The 16756-nt window shown below is 47.5% G+C and carries 19 protein-coding genes and 1 pseudogene; 5 read left to right on the top strand and 15 right to left on the bottom strand.

The features are described from left to right. Nucleotides 1–77: 77 nt before the first annotated feature. From NC996_RS11050 to psaK (NC996_RS11035), 4 genes are all read right to left on the bottom strand, one after another. Nucleotides 78–602 carry a DinB family protein gene (locus NC996_RS11050; protein WP_190685148.1) on the bottom strand — a complete coding sequence of 175 codons (525 nt, stop codon included), beginning with the start codon at nt 600–602 and terminating at the stop codon, nt 78–80. Between the two features lie 25 nt (nt 603–627). Next, nucleotides 628–1827, bottom strand: coding sequence for a site-2 protease family protein (locus tag NC996_RS11045; RefSeq protein ID WP_190685145.1), 1200 nt, complete (start codon nt 1825–1827; stop codon nt 628–630). A 174-nt stretch (nt 1828–2001) separates the two neighbouring features. Beyond that, a complete protein-coding gene (psaK, locus tag NC996_RS11040) occupies nt 2002–2280 on the bottom strand; it encodes a photosystem I reaction center subunit PsaK (protein ID WP_190685143.1) in 279 nt (92 codons plus the stop codon). Between the two features lie 123 nt (nt 2281–2403). Then, a complete protein-coding gene (gene psaK, locus NC996_RS11035) occupies nt 2404–2682 on the bottom strand; it encodes a photosystem I reaction center subunit PsaK (protein WP_190412367.1) in 279 nt (92 codons plus the stop codon). 128 nt (nt 2683–2810) lie between these two features. Between psaK (NC996_RS11035) and NC996_RS11030 the strand changes: the two genes are divergently transcribed. Beyond that, a complete protein-coding gene (locus tag NC996_RS11030) occupies nt 2811–3452 on the top strand; it encodes a phosphoribosylanthranilate isomerase (RefSeq protein ID WP_190430705.1) in 642 nt (213 codons plus the stop codon). A 163-nt stretch (nt 3453–3615) separates the two neighbouring features. Then, entirely contained in the window at nt 3616–4110 is a 495-nt protein-coding gene (locus tag NC996_RS11025) for a peptidoglycan-binding protein (RefSeq protein WP_190685140.1), read from the top strand. Nucleotides 4111–4337: 227 nt separating this feature from the next. Here NC996_RS11025 and folE read toward each other — a convergent pair whose 3' ends face one another. From folE to NC996_RS10995, 6 genes are all read right to left on the bottom strand, one after another. Continuing rightward, on the bottom strand, nt 4338–5042 hold the full coding sequence (folE, locus tag NC996_RS11020) for a GTP cyclohydrolase I FolE (RefSeq protein WP_190412364.1): 705 nt from the start codon (nt 5040–5042) through the stop codon (nt 4338–4340). Nucleotides 5043–5156: 114 nt separating this feature from the next. Beyond that, nucleotides 5157–5882 carry an SDR family oxidoreductase gene (locus NC996_RS11015; protein WP_190528750.1) on the bottom strand — a complete coding sequence of 242 codons (726 nt, stop codon included), beginning with the start codon at nt 5880–5882 and terminating at the stop codon, nt 5157–5159. 299 nt (nt 5883–6181) lie between these two features. Beyond that, nucleotides 6182–7165 carry an acetyl-CoA carboxylase carboxyl transferase subunit alpha gene (gene accA, locus NC996_RS11010; protein WP_190685137.1) on the bottom strand — a complete coding sequence of 328 codons (984 nt, stop codon included), beginning with the start codon at nt 7163–7165 and terminating at the stop codon, nt 6182–6184. Nucleotides 7166–7353: 188 nt separating this feature from the next. Further along, on the bottom strand, nt 7354–8379 hold the full coding sequence (locus NC996_RS11005; protein WP_190685133.1) for a long-chain acyl-[acyl-carrier-protein] reductase: 1026 nt from the start codon (nt 8377–8379) through the stop codon (nt 7354–7356). 164 nt (nt 8380–8543) lie between these two features. Continuing rightward, nucleotides 8544–10130, bottom strand: a complete 1587-nt coding sequence (locus tag NC996_RS11000; RefSeq protein WP_190685131.1) for a B12-binding domain-containing radical SAM protein — start codon at nt 10128–10130, stop codon at nt 8544–8546. 97 nt (nt 10131–10227) lie between these two features. Beyond that, the gene (locus NC996_RS10995) at nt 10228–10923 is read right to left on the bottom strand and encodes an aldehyde oxygenase (deformylating) (protein ID WP_190528748.1); all 696 of its coding nucleotides are present in this window, start codon (nt 10921–10923) and stop codon (nt 10228–10230) included. A gap of 140 nt (nt 10924–11063) precedes the next feature. Between NC996_RS10995 and NC996_RS10990 the strand changes: the two genes are divergently transcribed. Further along, complete coding sequence (locus NC996_RS10990; protein ID WP_190685128.1) at nt 11064–11909, top strand: carbohydrate ABC transporter permease; 846 nt, start codon at nt 11064–11066, stop codon at nt 11907–11909. Between the two features lie 91 nt (nt 11910–12000). Then, complete coding sequence (locus tag NC996_RS10985; protein ID WP_190667035.1) at nt 12001–12264, top strand: transporter suffix domain-containing protein; 264 nt, start codon at nt 12001–12003, stop codon at nt 12262–12264. Nucleotides 12265–12319: 55 nt separating this feature from the next. Here NC996_RS10985 and NC996_RS10980 read toward each other — a convergent pair whose 3' ends face one another. After that, nucleotides 12320–13357 (bottom strand): hypothetical protein, encoded by a 1038-nt coding sequence (locus NC996_RS10980; RefSeq protein ID WP_190667037.1) that lies wholly within the window; start codon nt 13355–13357, stop codon nt 12320–12322. Between the two features lie 121 nt (nt 13358–13478). On the opposite strand from NC996_RS10980, the pseudogene NC996_RS10975 reads away from it, so the two are divergent. Next, nucleotides 13479–13571: pseudogene (locus NC996_RS10975) on the top strand (DUF433 domain-containing protein); the annotation flags it as partial. A 110-nt stretch (nt 13572–13681) separates the two neighbouring features. Here NC996_RS10975 and NC996_RS10970 read toward each other — a convergent pair. From NC996_RS10970 to NC996_RS10955, 4 genes are all read right to left on the bottom strand, one after another. Continuing rightward, a complete protein-coding gene (locus tag NC996_RS10970; protein ID WP_190667039.1) occupies nt 13682–14182 on the bottom strand; it encodes a DUF4278 domain-containing protein in 501 nt (166 codons plus the stop codon). Nucleotides 14183–14536: 354 nt separating this feature from the next. Then, nucleotides 14537–15499: an alpha/beta hydrolase gene (locus NC996_RS10965; RefSeq protein ID WP_190685125.1), complete on the bottom strand. Its 963-nt coding sequence runs from the start codon at nt 15497–15499 to the stop codon at nt 14537–14539. 112 nt (nt 15500–15611) lie between these two features. Beyond that, the gene (locus NC996_RS10960) at nt 15612–16115 is read right to left on the bottom strand and encodes a DUF4112 domain-containing protein (protein ID WP_190412352.1); all 504 of its coding nucleotides are present in this window, start codon (nt 16113–16115) and stop codon (nt 15612–15614) included. Between the two features lie 120 nt (nt 16116–16235). Beyond that, nucleotides 16236–16433 carry a hypothetical protein gene (locus NC996_RS10955; protein WP_190430696.1) on the bottom strand — a complete coding sequence of 66 codons (198 nt, stop codon included), beginning with the start codon at nt 16431–16433 and terminating at the stop codon, nt 16236–16238. Nucleotides 16434–16756: the final 323 nt, after the last annotated feature.

Here is a 16756-nt window from a genome sequence, read left to right as displayed (position 1 = left end):
TATAGCACTGTCTGCCTCGACGATGTCCGTTCTTAGCGGTTTGAGTGGAGTTACATTCAGGGCATTTCATCCTTCTATTATACCAAATCTAGCATTACTCTTTCAGCAACGCCAGGTCGGATAACTCGGTGCATATCTAGAACTGGCGGGGCAATTTCAGTCTGCGTTAACAGATCGTGAACTTGTCCTCGGTGGTGGGTCTGGTGATTAAAAAAGTGTGCGATCAACAAATCAACCGGATCGATATAAATATTTCCTTGGTTATTGCGGTACTTGATCGTACCGCTCAAGAATTCGTCGTTTAAACTATCTGAGAAGGCTTCGATGCGCTCATCTTCTAATACACGCGCTTTGGTAAGCTTGTCGAAATCCTTATAGAGAATTGCGTCAAGTCCGGTTGAGGGGACTTCTTTGCCCTCAAACCGCGATAACCAAATGCGATCGCCTATCATGATGTGATTCAGCGTCCCGTGAATACTTTTAAAGAAGGCGGGTCTGATGCGCTTACGTTCTACATCATCCAGCCGAGTGCAAACTTCATAAAGTCTGCGATTTGCCAGCGTGTTGTAGCGTGCGAGCATCTGGAAGTGCTGTATGAGCATATTCAGACTCGTTTTCTAGTGTCAATTAATCAGTTGTTGATTTTGCGATCGCTTGTAACTGCAAACTCGGCGGATAGCTGCCTTCTGCCTTGACCCGCTTGATTTCTGCATCAGAAATGAGTAAATTCAGCTTCGATGCAACAGCGCGGACAACATCGCCCCGGTCGATAATACCGGCGACTGTCCCAGCCGGTGAGAGGACAGTAATCCAATTTAACTGCTTGGCTTCCATGCAGTTAATTACTTCTACCAAAGGCATTTTCTCTTCAACAGTAGCAATTTCCGTCAGGGGATGCACAATACTATGCAAATTTTGCGTTTCCCACAGACCGCGCTCTACGAAATGCAAATCTTCAACAGAGACTAAACCGCGATAGCGACCTTCACTCGCCGCAAAGTAAACCGGAAAGTGGGAAGCTTCCAAAATGTACTCATCGGCAAACTGGCGCAAGGTCTTGTTCGCATCCACCACCCGAAATTCTTGGGTCATGGCGTCTTTCGCCACGATCTGGAGTAAGGATTCTTGGAGGGTGGTCATCTGGTCGTAGGAACGGGCGTTGCGAATCCCAAACCAGCCGAGTAAGGAAATCCAGAAGCCACTGAACCACTGATCCTTGAAAGCAATAATCGCCACTCCGACAGCGATCGCGCCCCAACCTAAAATTAAACCGCTTTTGGCTGCCCAACGGACGCCCTGAAAGCGGTCTCCGGTGAACTTCCACACGGCTGCTTTCACAACTTGTCCGCCATCTAAGGGGAGACCGGGAATCAGGTTGAATAAAGCCAAGACTAGGTTAATCTTTGCTAAGTCTAATGCCATGACCTGCACGATACCGGAGATTGGCAGTCCATGAGCCACTAAGTAAAATAGCGAGTACAGCACTAGGCTGACCGCAGGGCCAGCGATCGCGACTTGAAAGGCTGCTTCTGGGGTTTTGGATTCCCGGTCAATCGCTGCAATCCCGCCAAAGAGAAATAAAGTAATCGAATTTACTTCAATCCCTTGCGATCGCGCGACTAAACTGTGACCCAGTTCGTGCAGTAAAACCGAACCAAACAGCAATAAAGCCATTAATAATCCCGCACCCCCGCCGAGGACTGGACCCAAGACGGGTGAGAAATCCAGGGCATTCGCAAAGGCGATCAAAGCTAAAATAAAAAACCACGAATAATCTATAAATAGCGGAATTCCGAATAGAGCGCCAACTCGCCAAGCTGCCTGCATCAAACTTTCCCATCTAATCCTTGCACTTACCAGGATATACGACGGCTCTTGTAGAAGCATGGAAAATGAAGCGTGAAGTAGGAGAGTGAGCCTTGCCGACCTTTGGGGTAATTGGTGAGCAGCGCCCACTCTACTAACTTCACTGAAAAGACAGTTATTATCGAGCGATGGCTTCTAAAGGAGACCCGTATTGGTCAGTCCCAAGATGGCACCTGTTCCCAGAATGTGTCCAAAACTCAAACCTGCAATAAATTGAGCGACGCTAAAGTTCTTACCAAAACCAGGCAGTGGGAAAGGCAGTTTAGGGCCAACTCCCGGCTTTTGGACAGCGTTGCGGGCCAGAAAAAGACCCAGAATGTTGAAAGCAGTCATGACAATGAATACACCAGGGCCGATTGTTGGTGTTGAAGGAACTGTCTGCTGCAATGCTGCAAGTAAACTTAAGTCAATCAATTTCTTTTCTCCTGCTTTGATAAAATCAGCAACGAAGGGATTATAAAACGCGGAGGGAACTGTTGATTCTTCCTGATGGATGAGCTAAATTTTTAAGTCACCCAAAGCAGAAACAATGGCCTTTTAAAGGGCACCTGCGTTGGTTAATCCGAGGATGACGCCTGTTCCAATAATGTGACCGAAGCTCATTGTCGCTAGGAGTTCAGGCACTGTAAAATTGCGTAACAAAGCGGGTTTAGCCAGGGGCAGGTCTGGCCCTACTCCTGGCTTCTGGATAGCGAAGCGACCGATGGCGATCGCCAACAGGTTGCACAGAATCATCACCAATCCGACCATTGGAGTCCACGATGGGGTCGCGGGAACGGTAGATTGTACAGCGGCGAGTATTGTCAAGTGAATCAAGTTCTTGTCTCCTGCTTGGACACAAATATCAAAACCCAAAGTATTATAGAAACCTCTTAGTAAAAAGTCGGAATTTGTTTTAACAGTTAACAGTTATATTAATTTTTGATACAAATCGAAAAAATTTAATGCGAGTCAAGATTTGCGGGATTACCAAACCAGATCAGGGGCAAGCGATCGCGCAACTGGGAGCAACCGCCCTAGGATTTATTTGCGTGTCCTCGTCCCCGCGCTACGTCAGTGCAGTTCAAATCCGCTCCGTGATGGAACGCTTACCCCCTGACGTTGAGCGGATTGGTGTCTTTGCCAACACAACGCTGGAAGAAATCTATCAATGTGTCGCCGTCGCTAACTTGACAGGCGTGCAGTTACATGGCGGAGAAACACCAGAATTTTGCCGTCAGTTGCGCCAATTGCTGCCCAGCGTGGAAATCATCAAAGCGCTGAGAGTGAAAACTCTAGAGGATTTAACTCAGGCAGATGTCTATGCAGAGTGTGCGAATACCTTGTTGCTGGACGCTTATCATCCCCAAATGTTGGGAGGTACTGGCAAAACGTTGGACTGGAAGAACCTCCAACAGTTCAATCCTAGCTGTCCCTGGTTGCTTGCCGGTGGCTTGACACCAGACAATATTTTGGACGCGATCGCGCAACTGCATCCTAGCGGGATTGATTTATCGAGTGGCGTTGAGCGATCGCCTGGAGATAAAGATTTAAATCGAGTTGCAGATTTGTTTGAGAAACTGCGGGGAACACGGTTCAAGTTGTAGGGAGCTTCGCTCTTTTGGCACGATCGCCTCCTGCTAATGGGTGAACAGATAGAACGAGAGCAAACCAATCCAGTTAGTTTACCCGACTGTGCGAAGTGACAAGCACTTTCTTAAAAGTACTTTGGAGATGTAGAACACCAACAAATCCAAAGGACTCCACATCATGCTTGCTAACGAATCCAATCAAACCTTCACGAATCAAGCTCAGTTTAATAAACCCGTTCTAGGGTTAGGCAGCTCTGGATCGGTAGTTAGAGAATTACAACAAATATTAACTGATAGATGCGCTTATTTCGGAGCGATTCACGGAATTTTTAATCAAGAAGTAGAATATGCCGTCATTGTTTTTCAGAATTGGGTTTTTCTCAAAGAAGATGGCATTGTCGGGCCGTTGACTTGGCAAGCACTTTATACAGGCGCTCCGGTTAATATGCCCATGCTGAAGCGCGGAGCTAAAGGTGAAGCGGTAATCACACTTCAGCAGGTGCTATTTGTAGCCGGTGACTTTAATGATGAAATTAACGGCGTATTTGGGCCACGCACCGATGCTGCTGTTAGTTTCTTCCAAAAACGCAACGGTTTATTAGTAGATGGAATTGTTGGTGAAAAGACTTGGTATGCTCTTTCTCAAGTGCGTCAGCAAATGGGGGGATGCTGATTGTAAAACCATTTTGTTCTTTTGTTTGCAACATCTAGACTTCTTAGCCTCCCAATTTATCGGGGGGTGGGGGAATTGTTAATGTAGCGCTTTATGAACCAAATGGTATAAAAACCCGATCCATTAACCGTTATAGGGACACGGCCTTGCCGTGTCCCTACTTTAAGAAATTAGGAGTTTTCTCTTGATGAGGAGCGAAATCTCCCTGCTGTTACTGCCAACAACGCTTAAAAGAAAGCGGGTTGGTGACGAATTAAATTAAGAAACTCTTCACGAGTTTTTTGCTCGTCCTGAAATACGCCGACCATCGCACTGGTAACAGTCCAAGAACCGGGCTTCTGGACACCTCGCATTACCATACACATATGGGTAGCTTCCATGACAACAGCGACTCCCTTCGGCTCAAGAATCGTCTGCACCGCTTCAGCAATCTGGCGCGTCAGCCGTTCCTGTACCTGCAAGCGGCGAGAATACATCTCAACAATCCGAGCAAGCTTGCTAAGACCTACCACTTTTTGGTTAGGGATATAGGCGACGTGCGCCTTACCCATAAATGGCAGCATATGGTGTTCGCAGAGGCTAAAGACATTGATATCCCGGACAAGAACCATCTCGTTGTGACCCTCATCAAAGATAGCTCCGTTGACAAGGTCTTCTAGCGACTGAGTATAGCCACTGGTAAGAAAGCGCATTGCTTCTGCTACTCGCTTAGGCGTTTTGAGTAAGCCTTCCCGTTCCGGGTCTTCACCCACTCCCAGTAGCAGCGTCCTTACAGCACTCATCATCTCATCGTTGAGTTCTTCCGGAGGCGGCTGCAAATTGGGTTCTCTACCATTCATTGTGTTGCGGTCAGGTCGCGGCGGAGCAATTTTGGCGCTCAAATCGCCTGATGGGTTAGAGCCATTAGAACCGTGGGAAGAAGCAGTAGTCATGATTCAGTCTTTGTTAGGGTTTGGAGTGGTTAACGGAGTGATGAGTTCGTTAGGAATTTTTTGAGACTGTTGAATGATGAATTTAGGTTTAATTCATCATTCAAAACTTACAACTCATAAAACGCCAGCGTTCGGCATTAAGGTTAATTCCTCAATCACTGCCTGTTCTGGCACGAGAGCCATGTGCAGAATCGACTGGGCAACGATTTCTGGTGTTAACATGGCTGAACGGTTCAGTTCGACTTGAACCGTTTCTGTGTCCCAAATTGGGGTATTGACAGCACCTGGAGAGATCGTTACAACGCGAATGCCTTTGGCACGTTCTTCTGCTGCGAGGGTTTTCGATAAGGCAATCAGAGCCGCTTTGCTAACGTTGTAGGCACCCCAGCCAGGAAAAGGTTGCTGACCGGCAATAGATGCCACATTAATAATTATCCCAGAGCCGCGATCGCGCATCGAGGGCAAAATTCCCTGGATACACTGAAACGCGCTGGTGAGATTTAGGTCAATCACTTGTTGCCATTCGGATAAAGGTGTTGACATAATCTCGCCGGTGTAGCCCATCCCGGCATTGTTCACCAGAACATCAATCGAGCCAAAGGAGTCAGCGATCGCGGCGACCTTTTCTCTTACCTGCTCAATATCGGCTAGATCCAGGGCATACGCTTTCGCTGTCACCCCGGTCTTCCGAGCAGCTTCAGCGACAGCCTCTAATTTAGACTCAGAGCGGCTGACTAAAGCCACATGGAATCCTGCTTTCGCAAATGCCAAAGCTGTCGCCTTGCCAATCCCACTACTGGCCCCGGTAATCAAGGCACGCCGTTCGATTGGAGAAGTCATCAATTCTTCCCGTATTTTTTGATTAGGTAGCTATCAGCTCTTTGCTTACTTTTCCTACTTGGTTTGGCTACCCTGTAGGAAAGCAAAATAAGCTCAAGCGATCGCCTAGGGGAACGCTTACTACGTTGAGTTCTCAGTGTTTGAGTCGTTGTCTACGATCGATTCGCTATCGCCGTTAATTGCTTGCCAGCTCAGCGCTAATTTCTTAAAAGACAACTCCTCTCAACTGAGAACTTGTAATAATTTGTTACCTTGTTGATTATACCACTCGTCACAGCGTCTTCTAAGGTAAACCCCCGCTAGGCAGAGATTTCCGTATAAACGCCAATACTCCGAAACTTTTGATAACGTAGCTCCCGCCGCTGTTGAGCGGTCATCTGGGAGAGTTCTTCTAAGTTTTGCAACAGAGCGTCTTTTAAGATGGCAGCTGCCTTTAGCGGCTCGCCATGAGCGCCGCCAACAGGTTCGGGCAACAGAACATCGAGAATGCCTAAGTTTTTCAAATCCCAAGCCGTAATTTTTAGTGCTGTGGCTGCTTGGGGAGCTTTGGAAGCATCTTTCCACAAAATTGCTGCACAAGCTTCGGGGGTCGCAACGGTATAAACGGCGTGTTCAAACATTAATAGTCGGTCGCCGACGCCAATTCCCAACGCACCGCCAGAACCACCTTCCCCGATAACGGTGCAGAGGATCGGGACATCCAGGCGGAACATCTCCCGCAAATTATAGGCGATTGCTTCTCCCTGCCCCCGTTGCTCGGCTTCCACACCCGCCCAGGCTCCCGGCGTATCGATAAACGTGAGAATCGGCATTCCAAAGCGATTGGCGTGTTCCATTAACCGCAGCGCCTTGCGGTAGCCGCCTGGAGCAGGCATCCCAAAATTCCGGGCGACATTATCCTTAGTATCGCGGCCCTTTTGATGACCCAGCATCACAACGGGACGCCCACCCAGACGAGCTACGCCGCCGACTAACGCTGGGTCGTCATTCCCACCGCGATCGCCGTGTAGTTCCATCCATTCATCGCTCATTGCCTGGATGTAGTCTAATGTACTGGGACGCCGAGGATGCCGAGCCAGTTGCAGCCGCTGGGACGGGGATAAACTATTGAAAATCTCCTCACGAAGTTGCACTGCTCGTGCCTCCAACTGACGAATCTGATCGGAGACATCGACGTCCTGATCTTCTGCAAGTTCGCGAATTTGGTCAATTCGTGCCTCTAGTTCGGACAGAGGCTTTTCAAAATCTAGAAGTAACGGCTTGCGCTCAGAAGAAGTTGACATAGTTCCTAGTCAGCGATCGGTGGTCAGTAGTGCAGCGACGAGCATAGGGTGTCGCCCTTACAATGCTCAGTAGTCAGTCAGTTGTCAGTAGTCAGCCGTCAGGAGTTAGGAGTCAAAGAAAGAAGTAACACTAGACAAAAAATAACTAGCCTTTTTCTATCAACTGACAACTGACTCCTGACTCCTGACTAATAAGTCAACAAAGGTCGGAATCCATGCCTCACGGAGGATTCACCGATTTGCTCCATCTTCTCCACGGTAATTTGATTGCGTCCCCAAGAAAAGTTGGTGTGCCACTTTTCAAATTCCAATAGCATCGATTCGGCAAAACAGGCGAATAACTGGCGTCCCGGAGCTTCCATCAAATTGACGATTTTCATAATCCGCCAGTCAATATCCAGGGAATGCTCAACAATCCCCCCATTGACGACATAGACGCCCGGATGCTGAATTTTTGTTGACAGGTTTTTCGGGTAGCCCCCATCAATCAGCAAACAAGGTTTTTTCAAAACCGTGGGGTCAATTTCCATCCCTTTGGGCATACTGGCTACCCAAACTACAATATCAGCCAAAGGCAGCGCCGCTTCCAATCCCATGATTTTGCCTCTGCCGAGTTCCGCCTGCAAAGCTTGCAATCGCTCTTGCTTCCGGGCAATCAGCAACAGTTCTGGCACCTCAGTTCGAGCATCTAGCCAACGACAGACAGCGCTGCCAATATCGCCTGTAGCTCCACAAACCGCCACAGTTGCTTTACTGAGATCGATGCCCAGCTCTTTCGACACTTCTTCCAATTGGCGACAGATAATGTAAGCCGTATGGGTATTGCCGGTAGTAAACCGCTCAAATTCCAGTTTGATATTGCGAACCTGCTTACTTTCATGCAGGTTGAATTCTTCAAAAATAATCGAGGAAAAGCCGCCCAGCGCACTAATGTTAATGCCATGTTTTTGAGCATGAGCCATTGCGTTGAGAACTTTCCGGACTGCTGTCTTACCTCTCCCACTGGCCAGCATTTCTGGTACAAAGCAAGATTCCACATACCGACCTTCGATTTTTTGCCCGGTAATGCTGGTGACAGTGATGTGATCGACGATTTGAGGCGGAGCGCTACACCAAAAATCTAGCCCTTGATCGGCATATTCTGGGTAGCCAAGCTCTCTAGCCACAGATTGAGCGTGTTGCAAATTAGTAAGGTGACCGATTAAACCAAACATGAATGGTTCTAACTACGCCTCTGGATAGGAAAGGAAGGTGGAAGGGAAAAAATAGTTAAATACTCTTAACAATAGTACAAAAAATTGCCGCTCTTCTGAGCGGCAGGTTGATTTACATTGATAAATGGCTGTTTTCTTGCCTTCTAGCGAGCGGAAAGCTCGGATCAGACATTTACAAGCGCGGGTTTTTGTTCGGTTGAGGCTGGCGTAGCGATCGGATCGTAGCCGAGCTGTTGGGTAATCCGTTCTCTGGCTAAAAGGCGGTACTCCCAAAAATGCTCTCCAGCGGCACATAAGCCGAGATACATATTTAGGAATTGAGGCTTTTGGCGTAAAATCAGCCAAAGCTGTCGCCAAAATTGACCGCGAATTTCAGGTCGCCGAATGCCCTGATGCCAAATTAACTGGGCGACTAGCCGCAGTCCTTTGCCAGCGGGGAAGTACATATTTTGCGTTCTTCCTGGCGGTGGAACGATGTTAAGGCATTGATTAAAACAGCGTCTGAGATAGTTCTGGGGTTCGTACATTGTCCAGAAGCCTTCTACATACTCTCTGGCAATGTCTGCTAAAGGTCGGCTAGGCGTAAAATTCATCAAGGAATTCTGATCGCCTACCTCAGTGATGCCAACTCCTTCTAATAAACGCTGCTCTTTTTGGAGTCGAGTCCACAGAGCCGTATTCGGTAAGGCTTGCAGAATGCCTAGCATCGGTTGAGGAATGCTGGTTTGTTCGACAAAGGCTTGAATGCGATCGCCAGCACCCGCGCGTTCGCCATCGAAGCCGAGAATAAATCCTGCATAAATTAGCATTCCGGCTTCGTTGATCTTGCGACACGCTTCTAAAAGCGGGTTGCGGGTATTTTGAAGCTTTCGAGTGACTTGCAGGCTGTCTTGATCTGGGGTTTCAATACCGAGAAAGACGGCGTAAAAACCGGCTTTTTTCATCAACTGTAGTAGTTCATCATCCTCTGCTAAATTAACAGAGGCTTCGGTCATGAAGGTGAAGGGATAGTTGTGTTCCTGCATCCAAGGAATCAATTCTCTTAGCAAGCGCTTGACGTTGCGCTGATTGCCAATAAAATTGTCATCGACGATGAATAGGGAACCCCGCCAGCCTAAGTCATAGAGGCTTTGCAACTCTGCCAACACTTGAGCCGGTTCTTTGGTACGCGGTTTGCGACCGTAGAGGCTGATAATGTCGCAGAATTCGCAGTTAAACGGGCAACCGCGAGAAAACTGAATTGCCATCATCAAGTAGGCATCTCGCTTCAGTAAATCAAAGCGAGGAAGGGGACTTAGGGTAACATCCGGCTTTTCGATGGAGCGAAAAACACCTTTTTCTTGACCCTGAGCGATCGCTTGCAGGAAGTCCGGTACTGTTAATTCTCCTTCATCCAAAATTAGATAATGTGCTCCAGAGGCGAGAGCGTCTTCAGGAACGGACGTTGGATAAGGCCCTCCAACTGCCACTTTTTTTCCTAACTCGACAGCCTTTTTGATCAGGAAGTGAAAATCTTCTCGTTGTGCCAGCATTGCCGATAGAACAACGATGTCGCACCACTCCCAATCGGCCTCCGTCTCAGTCTTCACATTGCGGTCATAAAACTTAATTTCCCAATCTTTTGGCAACAGTGCTGCAACTGTAATAATTCCCAAAGGAGGGATCACTGCTTTGAGTCCAGCGATTTCCATAAAACGGTCATATGACCAGAAAGACTGGGGAAAAGTGGGGGAGAGTAAAAGCGCCTTCATTGACTCCGTCCTCAAATAGATGACTTGGTTTCAGGCAATTCCCCACTCTTACTCTGCACTACCTGACTTGACATCCCCCACAAGTTATACTAGGCAACTATGCAGCGGCAAGCCCGTAGGCTGACATCCGCATGATATCGCGGGTAGTAAAGCCAATATTGCTCAGCGCTTCGCCGTATTGAATCATGAAGTCTTCAACTAAAGATTCTTTGTCCATTCCCAGAATACTGGCATCCTTTTCGACTTCGTTGAGCATCCGCCAGACGATGGGAAGGTTCTGACGATTAGCTGCTTCAAATTCTGCTTTGGATTCCTCGAAATGGTTTTTCAGCCAAACTTCGCCGTAGTTGAGATGGCTGTATTCATCTTTAACAACACCCTCAGTAATTTTACGGGCGAAGTCATCAGCAACGGGGATATAGATGTTGTAAGCAGCGATCGCAAAGCATTCGATAATTAATGCTTGAATCAGCAAACAGGTCACAATCCCGCCTTCTGCTGCCGCATCTTGGAAATTTTGGTGCAGTCCGGAGAAGAACTTGCGAGCAAATTCTATATCTGGCGTCACTTCGAGATTCCGCCCGCAGGCTTCAAATCCTTTCTTGTGACGACTCTCCATTTTGGATAAACGGATCAACTGCTCCTTATCTTCTGGTAGCAATTCTGCTAACTTGATGTAATTCTCATGAGCCTCTTGTTCGCCTTCAATCACAATCGCATTGATGCGGCTGTAAGCGTCCTTGTAGGTTTCACTGTGGAAGTCAATTTCTTGGCTGGTTTCAAGCGACGGCATAAATCTCCTGTCTGCTCCTCACGAATAGGTCGATCCTAGACCGACCTAAATTTCTGTGGAATAGTAACGTAACTTAATCTAATAATTGTACTGTACCTATCCTGGAGCCAAACGGGATCAGTCAATTTAAGTAAGTATTCATGCCTAAGAAAAATCCACAGGGTCGATTGTCAGCCACTCAGCTTTTCCATCTGGCGAACCCGCTATTGCTATTGCTGGGCGCTTGTGTCGTGCTATTACCGCTGGGGATTGTCTTCGTCACCTCTTTTGACAAAGTGGGTGCGACACCTGGAGGAAGCTTCTTTCCATCTAACCCCAGCTTTGCCAACTACCGCGAAGCTTGGAGGCGCGGCAACTTTCTGTTAGCATTTGCCAATTCAACCCTAGTGGCGCTAGCTGTAACTGGGTTTCAGACGATCACCGCTGCACTCGCCGGTTATGCGTTGGCGCGGCTGAAGTTTCAGGGGCGTCAGGCAATTCTGCTGATTGTCTTGGCTACGCTGGTAATTCCCTTTCAACTGTTGGTAATTCCAATTTTTTTGGTTTTAAAGTGGGGACACTTGATCAACACTTACTGGGCGCTGATTTTACCTACGGCGGCGAATGGATTTGGGATTTTTCTGTTGCGGCAGTATTTTCAAACGATTCCAGTGGAGTTGGAGGAAGCAGCGGCGCTGGATGGGGCAAACCGCCTACAAATTCTGTGGCGGGTGATGCTACCGTTGTCTCGTCCGGCATTGGTGACGCTGTTTCTATTCACCTTTATTGGGGAATGGAACGATTTGTTTAAGCCCCTGATTTTTACAACGCGACCGGAATTGAGGACGGTGCAGCTAGCGTTGGCAGAGTTTCAGGAGCAATTTACGAATAATTGGCCTTTGCTGATGGCAGCTGTTGCGATCGCTACGGTACCTGTCGTGTTACTGTTTCTCGTCGGACAGCGTCAGTTCATTCGGGGGATTGCGGCGACGGGGATTAAGAATTAATCTGACGCTTGCAGGGGATGTCTTCTAGATCCCTACAAGATATTGTGCATATATCCTGTCAATCTTGTTACAGTTTGTCACAATCAGGAGTATGCAGAAACTCGGTATATTTTTAATTGTTTTCTCTTTCCTGCCTTGGGTGGCAATCCTCTTAGTGGTGCCCTTGCTACCGCTAGCGATCGCCCAAAAAGCCATATTAGTTCCCATTCTTGCAGTTGTGGGAGAAGTTGCGTTTTGGGTGGGTTTAGTGCTAGTCGGAAAAGAAGCCGCAACCAAATATCGGGCTTATTTAAATCCGGGCGCAATTTGGAGGAAGGTTAAAAAATTGATCCGCCCCAAGAAGAGATCGAATTGACCTATCTTGGGATATCTCTGGAGAAACGCGATTAATCGCCTCTGAAGAGAGCGTTTTAGGCGTTATCTGCGATGACTTTGAGGCGAATCGTGCGATCGCCTTCATCATCCAAACTCACCTCCACAACTTCACCCGCAAGGCGTTCCAGGCAAGAAAGGAGCGATCGCAAATGAGGGCTACTTGCGCCAGTGTCTACATACAGCCTATCGGTCAGACTGCCCAGCCGCTTCCAGGTCATGTAAAATTTGGCAATCGTCTGTTCCAGTTGCGCCGCCTGCTTCACCATATCGGCGGCGGTATTTAGACAACCCAGACGCAAAGCTTCCTCTAATGCCATTTCCACGTCAATAGAGGTGCGCTCAATTGCCTGGACTTGGGCGGCGGCGTCTAAGTATTTAGATAAATTCCGGGCATCTGATGTCACCTGTTTAACCGTATCAACATCCGGGTTCCCGGCGACTTCCTCTTTCAGGGCGCTGATGTGAGATTCTGGTAATTTCTCCATTTCCCGCACCAGAGGAGACAGAAATCGGGGGGGAAGAGAACCCGCAGCGGCCTTTTCCTTGACTTCATCTGGTAGCAATTCTGAATTCATGGCTGTCCATTCGTCGGAGAGTTGCCGCACTTCGCGCCTGGTAATGCGATCGCCTTTATTCGCCGCATCTGTCACCAGTTGTTGGATTTCTGGAGAAGCCTTAGAGGTTTCGATGAAGGCGCGTTTGCTGAAGCTACGAATCGCCTCCGGGTCAAGATGTCCCTCTTCTAAGAGGGTATCAGCACTATTTGCCAGTTGAATTAAGGAATATGCCTGACTTTTACTGATTTCCCGTTCTTTCAGCCAATTGAGAAATCCGGTACCGCGTCCGTCACCGCCTTGTTTCTCTCGATCGCGCACGATTCGCAAAATCCGCCCCCGCCAGATTTCCGTCTGCAAGTCGAAGCGATCGCACACCAGCCAAGCATTGTCTACCAGCTTCTGAAACTCAAACTCTGGAATCTGCTCATCCTCTGGATCGGGCAGATCGAAATTTAGATCGACTGGGTTCTGAAGGGCAGCAGCCAGTTCGCTGGGAGATTCGGGTGATTGCACCATTAGTAGCGTTCCGTGGGGGTCGATCGCCTTATTATGACACAACCCGTAGCTGAAGACTCCCTAACACAAAAGCGCGATCGCTGCAACGTTAAAATATAAGCCAAATCTTACAGAGGTAAATATGTCAACTATCACCGACATCGGGACATTAATTGTGCGTACTCCAGAAACCTGTGGAGGTCGTCCGCGAATTGCAGCGAGGAGAGTTTCTGTTTAAGCAATCGCCCTAATCCAACCAGAGCAACAGCATATTTTAAGTGCAGGTTGCTTGCAGCAAAATTCGCTCAATTGCTACCGTTGCATCTGTGGCTAAGATTCTGGCGTTTATTTTGATTCTTCAACCGGAGGTATAGGGGAAGCTTGAGAAATCACGGTAGCGCCTCGATATTTTAATCCCGATGTCGGTTGAGACACCGGCATATTTTCTGTTTTGCGGACTTTACAAACCTGACCCCGGTATTTTCCTGTAACTTCAACTTCTGCTACTTCAACAGTTGAAGAGGTGGATTCGTAGTTAATCCCGCGATAGCTGAGTTGAGTCTTGTCGTCTTCCTGAAATTCAGGTTGAGGCTCAATCTTAGGCTCAGATTGCGTGTCAAATTGAGCATCGACTACAGGCTGACATTGCTGCAAAAGTCGTCTTGCGCTTAGCAGTACGACCAATAGCAGCAATACCTGAATTTGCCAAGGCGCTACAACCAAACTTACAAATAAACCAACAAGAGAAATTGCGGCGGCGAGATAGGAAATTTCGTCAGCAGAATTTTGAAGGATATAAACAGCTAGCAAGGTAATCGCTAGCGGCATGATGAAAGACAAGGACATATTTATCACTTCTGAAGTTACCTCTGAAACTAGAGTGCGAAGTGTATTTAAAAATATAAGCGAATTATTACTAATCAGCCTACTACTGGTGGATTAATTTGGCTCATCCTTTTGGTTGAACAGTTGAATTTTAAATCGGTCGTATTTAAGAACTGGCTGAGGTTCCAAGCAGAGAAGAAACTATCATAACTGACGGGAATGCGATCGCAACCTAACAATACGGCGACACATCTCTCTCATCGCTTGCCTTTGGCGACGGCGCGGACTTTGTTTATATAAGCTAGTAGGTGCGGGATCTCCCTGCACCTAGTGGAATTTGGAATTAGATGGACAACACTTAGGGTAACTTTACTGCTAAAAACGATACAAAGATTCTGAATTTAGAAAATCTGTATCGCGCATAAACTCAAGAATCTCGGACGCGATCGCATTTGCGTGACTTCCCGCCGCATCATGACCGCAGTCGGGGATAATCTTAAACTTAGAACCGGGCATACAGGCGTGTAATTTTTCGCCATCAGCAACCGGGAACCACTGGTCTTGATCGCCCCAAAGAATTAGAGTCGGACACGCGATCGCACTCAGGTTATCTTGGACGTTACGAATTAAATTCGGTTCATTCTTTACCAAACGCTGAATTTCTTGCGCTGCGTGTTGTAAATCCTCGGCAGTTTTTGTCAAAGCATTCGGAAATTCGACATACGGATAAGTAATCCAGTAAACTTCTTCGGGTGTAATTCGTGTCCAATCCACTACAACTTCCCGACGCCCGAAGGCTACAATTTGCCACAGTAGCGGTGCAAATAGTTGAGTCACGCGCAAGTGATCCGCTATCTTAACTAAATCTAACGGCAAATCTGCTAATAACTGCATCCCCCAAAACGGCAATCGTTTGAGGAAAATCGGTACATTAATTACAACTAATCGATCGAACAAATCTGGATGCGCTTGGGCGGTGGCGAGGGTCACTAATGCCCCCAAAGATAGGGCTACCACAACAGCCGGTTCATCGCATAACGCTCGCACGATCTGCTCTAGTTCGAGCGATTGATGACCGAGTATTTCCGGGTGTGATGGCATCTCGGAAAAACCGTGTCCTTTCGCATCGAAACAGATAACGCGAAAATGTTGTGACAATGGCTCAATCGCGTAACGCCAATTGTAGCTCCAGCTCGCCATTCCATGCACTAAAAATAGCGGTTTACCTGTACCTTTTTCGCCATAAGCAATTTTTACAGGATTCCCGTTAGCATCAGAAATGGTTATCGTTTGACGCCCGTTTGGAAATGTGGCTTCCCACCAGTCTTTCTTACTCATCTGTTGTACAATTCCCTTGAGAATCGAATTCAAGGGTTAGCCAATAAACTTTGCTTGCAAGGAATTAAAAATATCAGATTGGAAAGGAGAAACGAATTAAAGTTTTTAATTTTTATTTAGTTATCGTTTGCCACAGCAGATTCAGGATAAAAAGACTGAAAGCAGCAATGCAAATCACAAAGAGCATCAACCCACCCAACAGCAGAATGATAAACCACCAATCTGCCTTTTGACTCTGCCGAGGAGAAGCGAGATGAGCTTCTAGAAGCATCATGTTTTTAGCATTCGCTTTCCAGGTAGCGTCAAAGAAATCCCCCAACACCGGCACAGTGCCAACTAAAGTCTCAAAAATAATATTTAGCACCATCCGCACCAAAGCTTCTCGTGGTAGACCCAGCAGCGCTGCCTCCAGCACGATATAGCCTGACAAGGCACTTCCTAGTATATCCCCGCCTCCAGGGAGCAGTCCAAGTAGAGGATCGATGCCCACGCGGTAGGAAGTTCCCGGAATCGCGATCGCATTATCCAGAATATAAGTAAGCGATCGCAGGCGCTTAATTCTAGCTGACTTGGCGTCCGTCGATCTTATAGGAGGCTTGGGAGGAGGCTGAGACATCAGAATCGATAATGGGGTAGTGAGTAGCGGATAGGGAAAAAATCGTTACCACCTACTACTGACGGACAAGGAACAAAGCTTCGTCTTGCTATTGGAACGTCTTGCTGTTGGCATTAGTGTTCAACACCTCAAACCCATCCCTTCTGGAGGTGTGGAAGACATTTCTTGCTCCATATCCGTTAGCGTTGTCAGCGTTGAGCTAGGAGTCGCAACTTGTTCGATTTGAGTCAACAGGGTTTGCGCTTGTGTCTCTCCCTTATCAGCCAGTTGCTCTAGGTAGAGCTTGAGTTCGTCGGCAAGGGCAGTGGGAAGGTACATGGCTACCACTCCATCTTCCGGTGTGAGCTTCTTTTATGCATCATAGCTTCGTCGGGCACTAGAATTCAGCCCCGATTCTTGCAAGTTAACAACTTGCAAGTTAAATGTTTAAACTAACCTAAAATTTCTCCTCCTTTTAAGCTTCAATCTTCTATTCCCAAAGACGGTTGACATCTATCAGTGTGTTTGATAGCACCTATCTATAGGTTGAGATTGTTTAATAGACGACAGACAGCTTAGAAGAACTCGCTAGAATTAAGAACAGAGGAGGTTCAAAATTTCCCCTCTTTTCACTGTTTCATTTGATCGTGTTGAGTTTGCAA

It is taken from the genome of Trichocoleus sp. ST-U2 (assembly GCF_039961875.1).
Classification (GTDB): Bacteria; Cyanobacteriota; Cyanobacteriia; order Cyanobacteriales; family FACHB-T130; genus FACHB-T130.
Note: the sequence above shows the minus strand (reverse complement) of the source record. Positions and strands in the feature narration are given on the sequence as shown.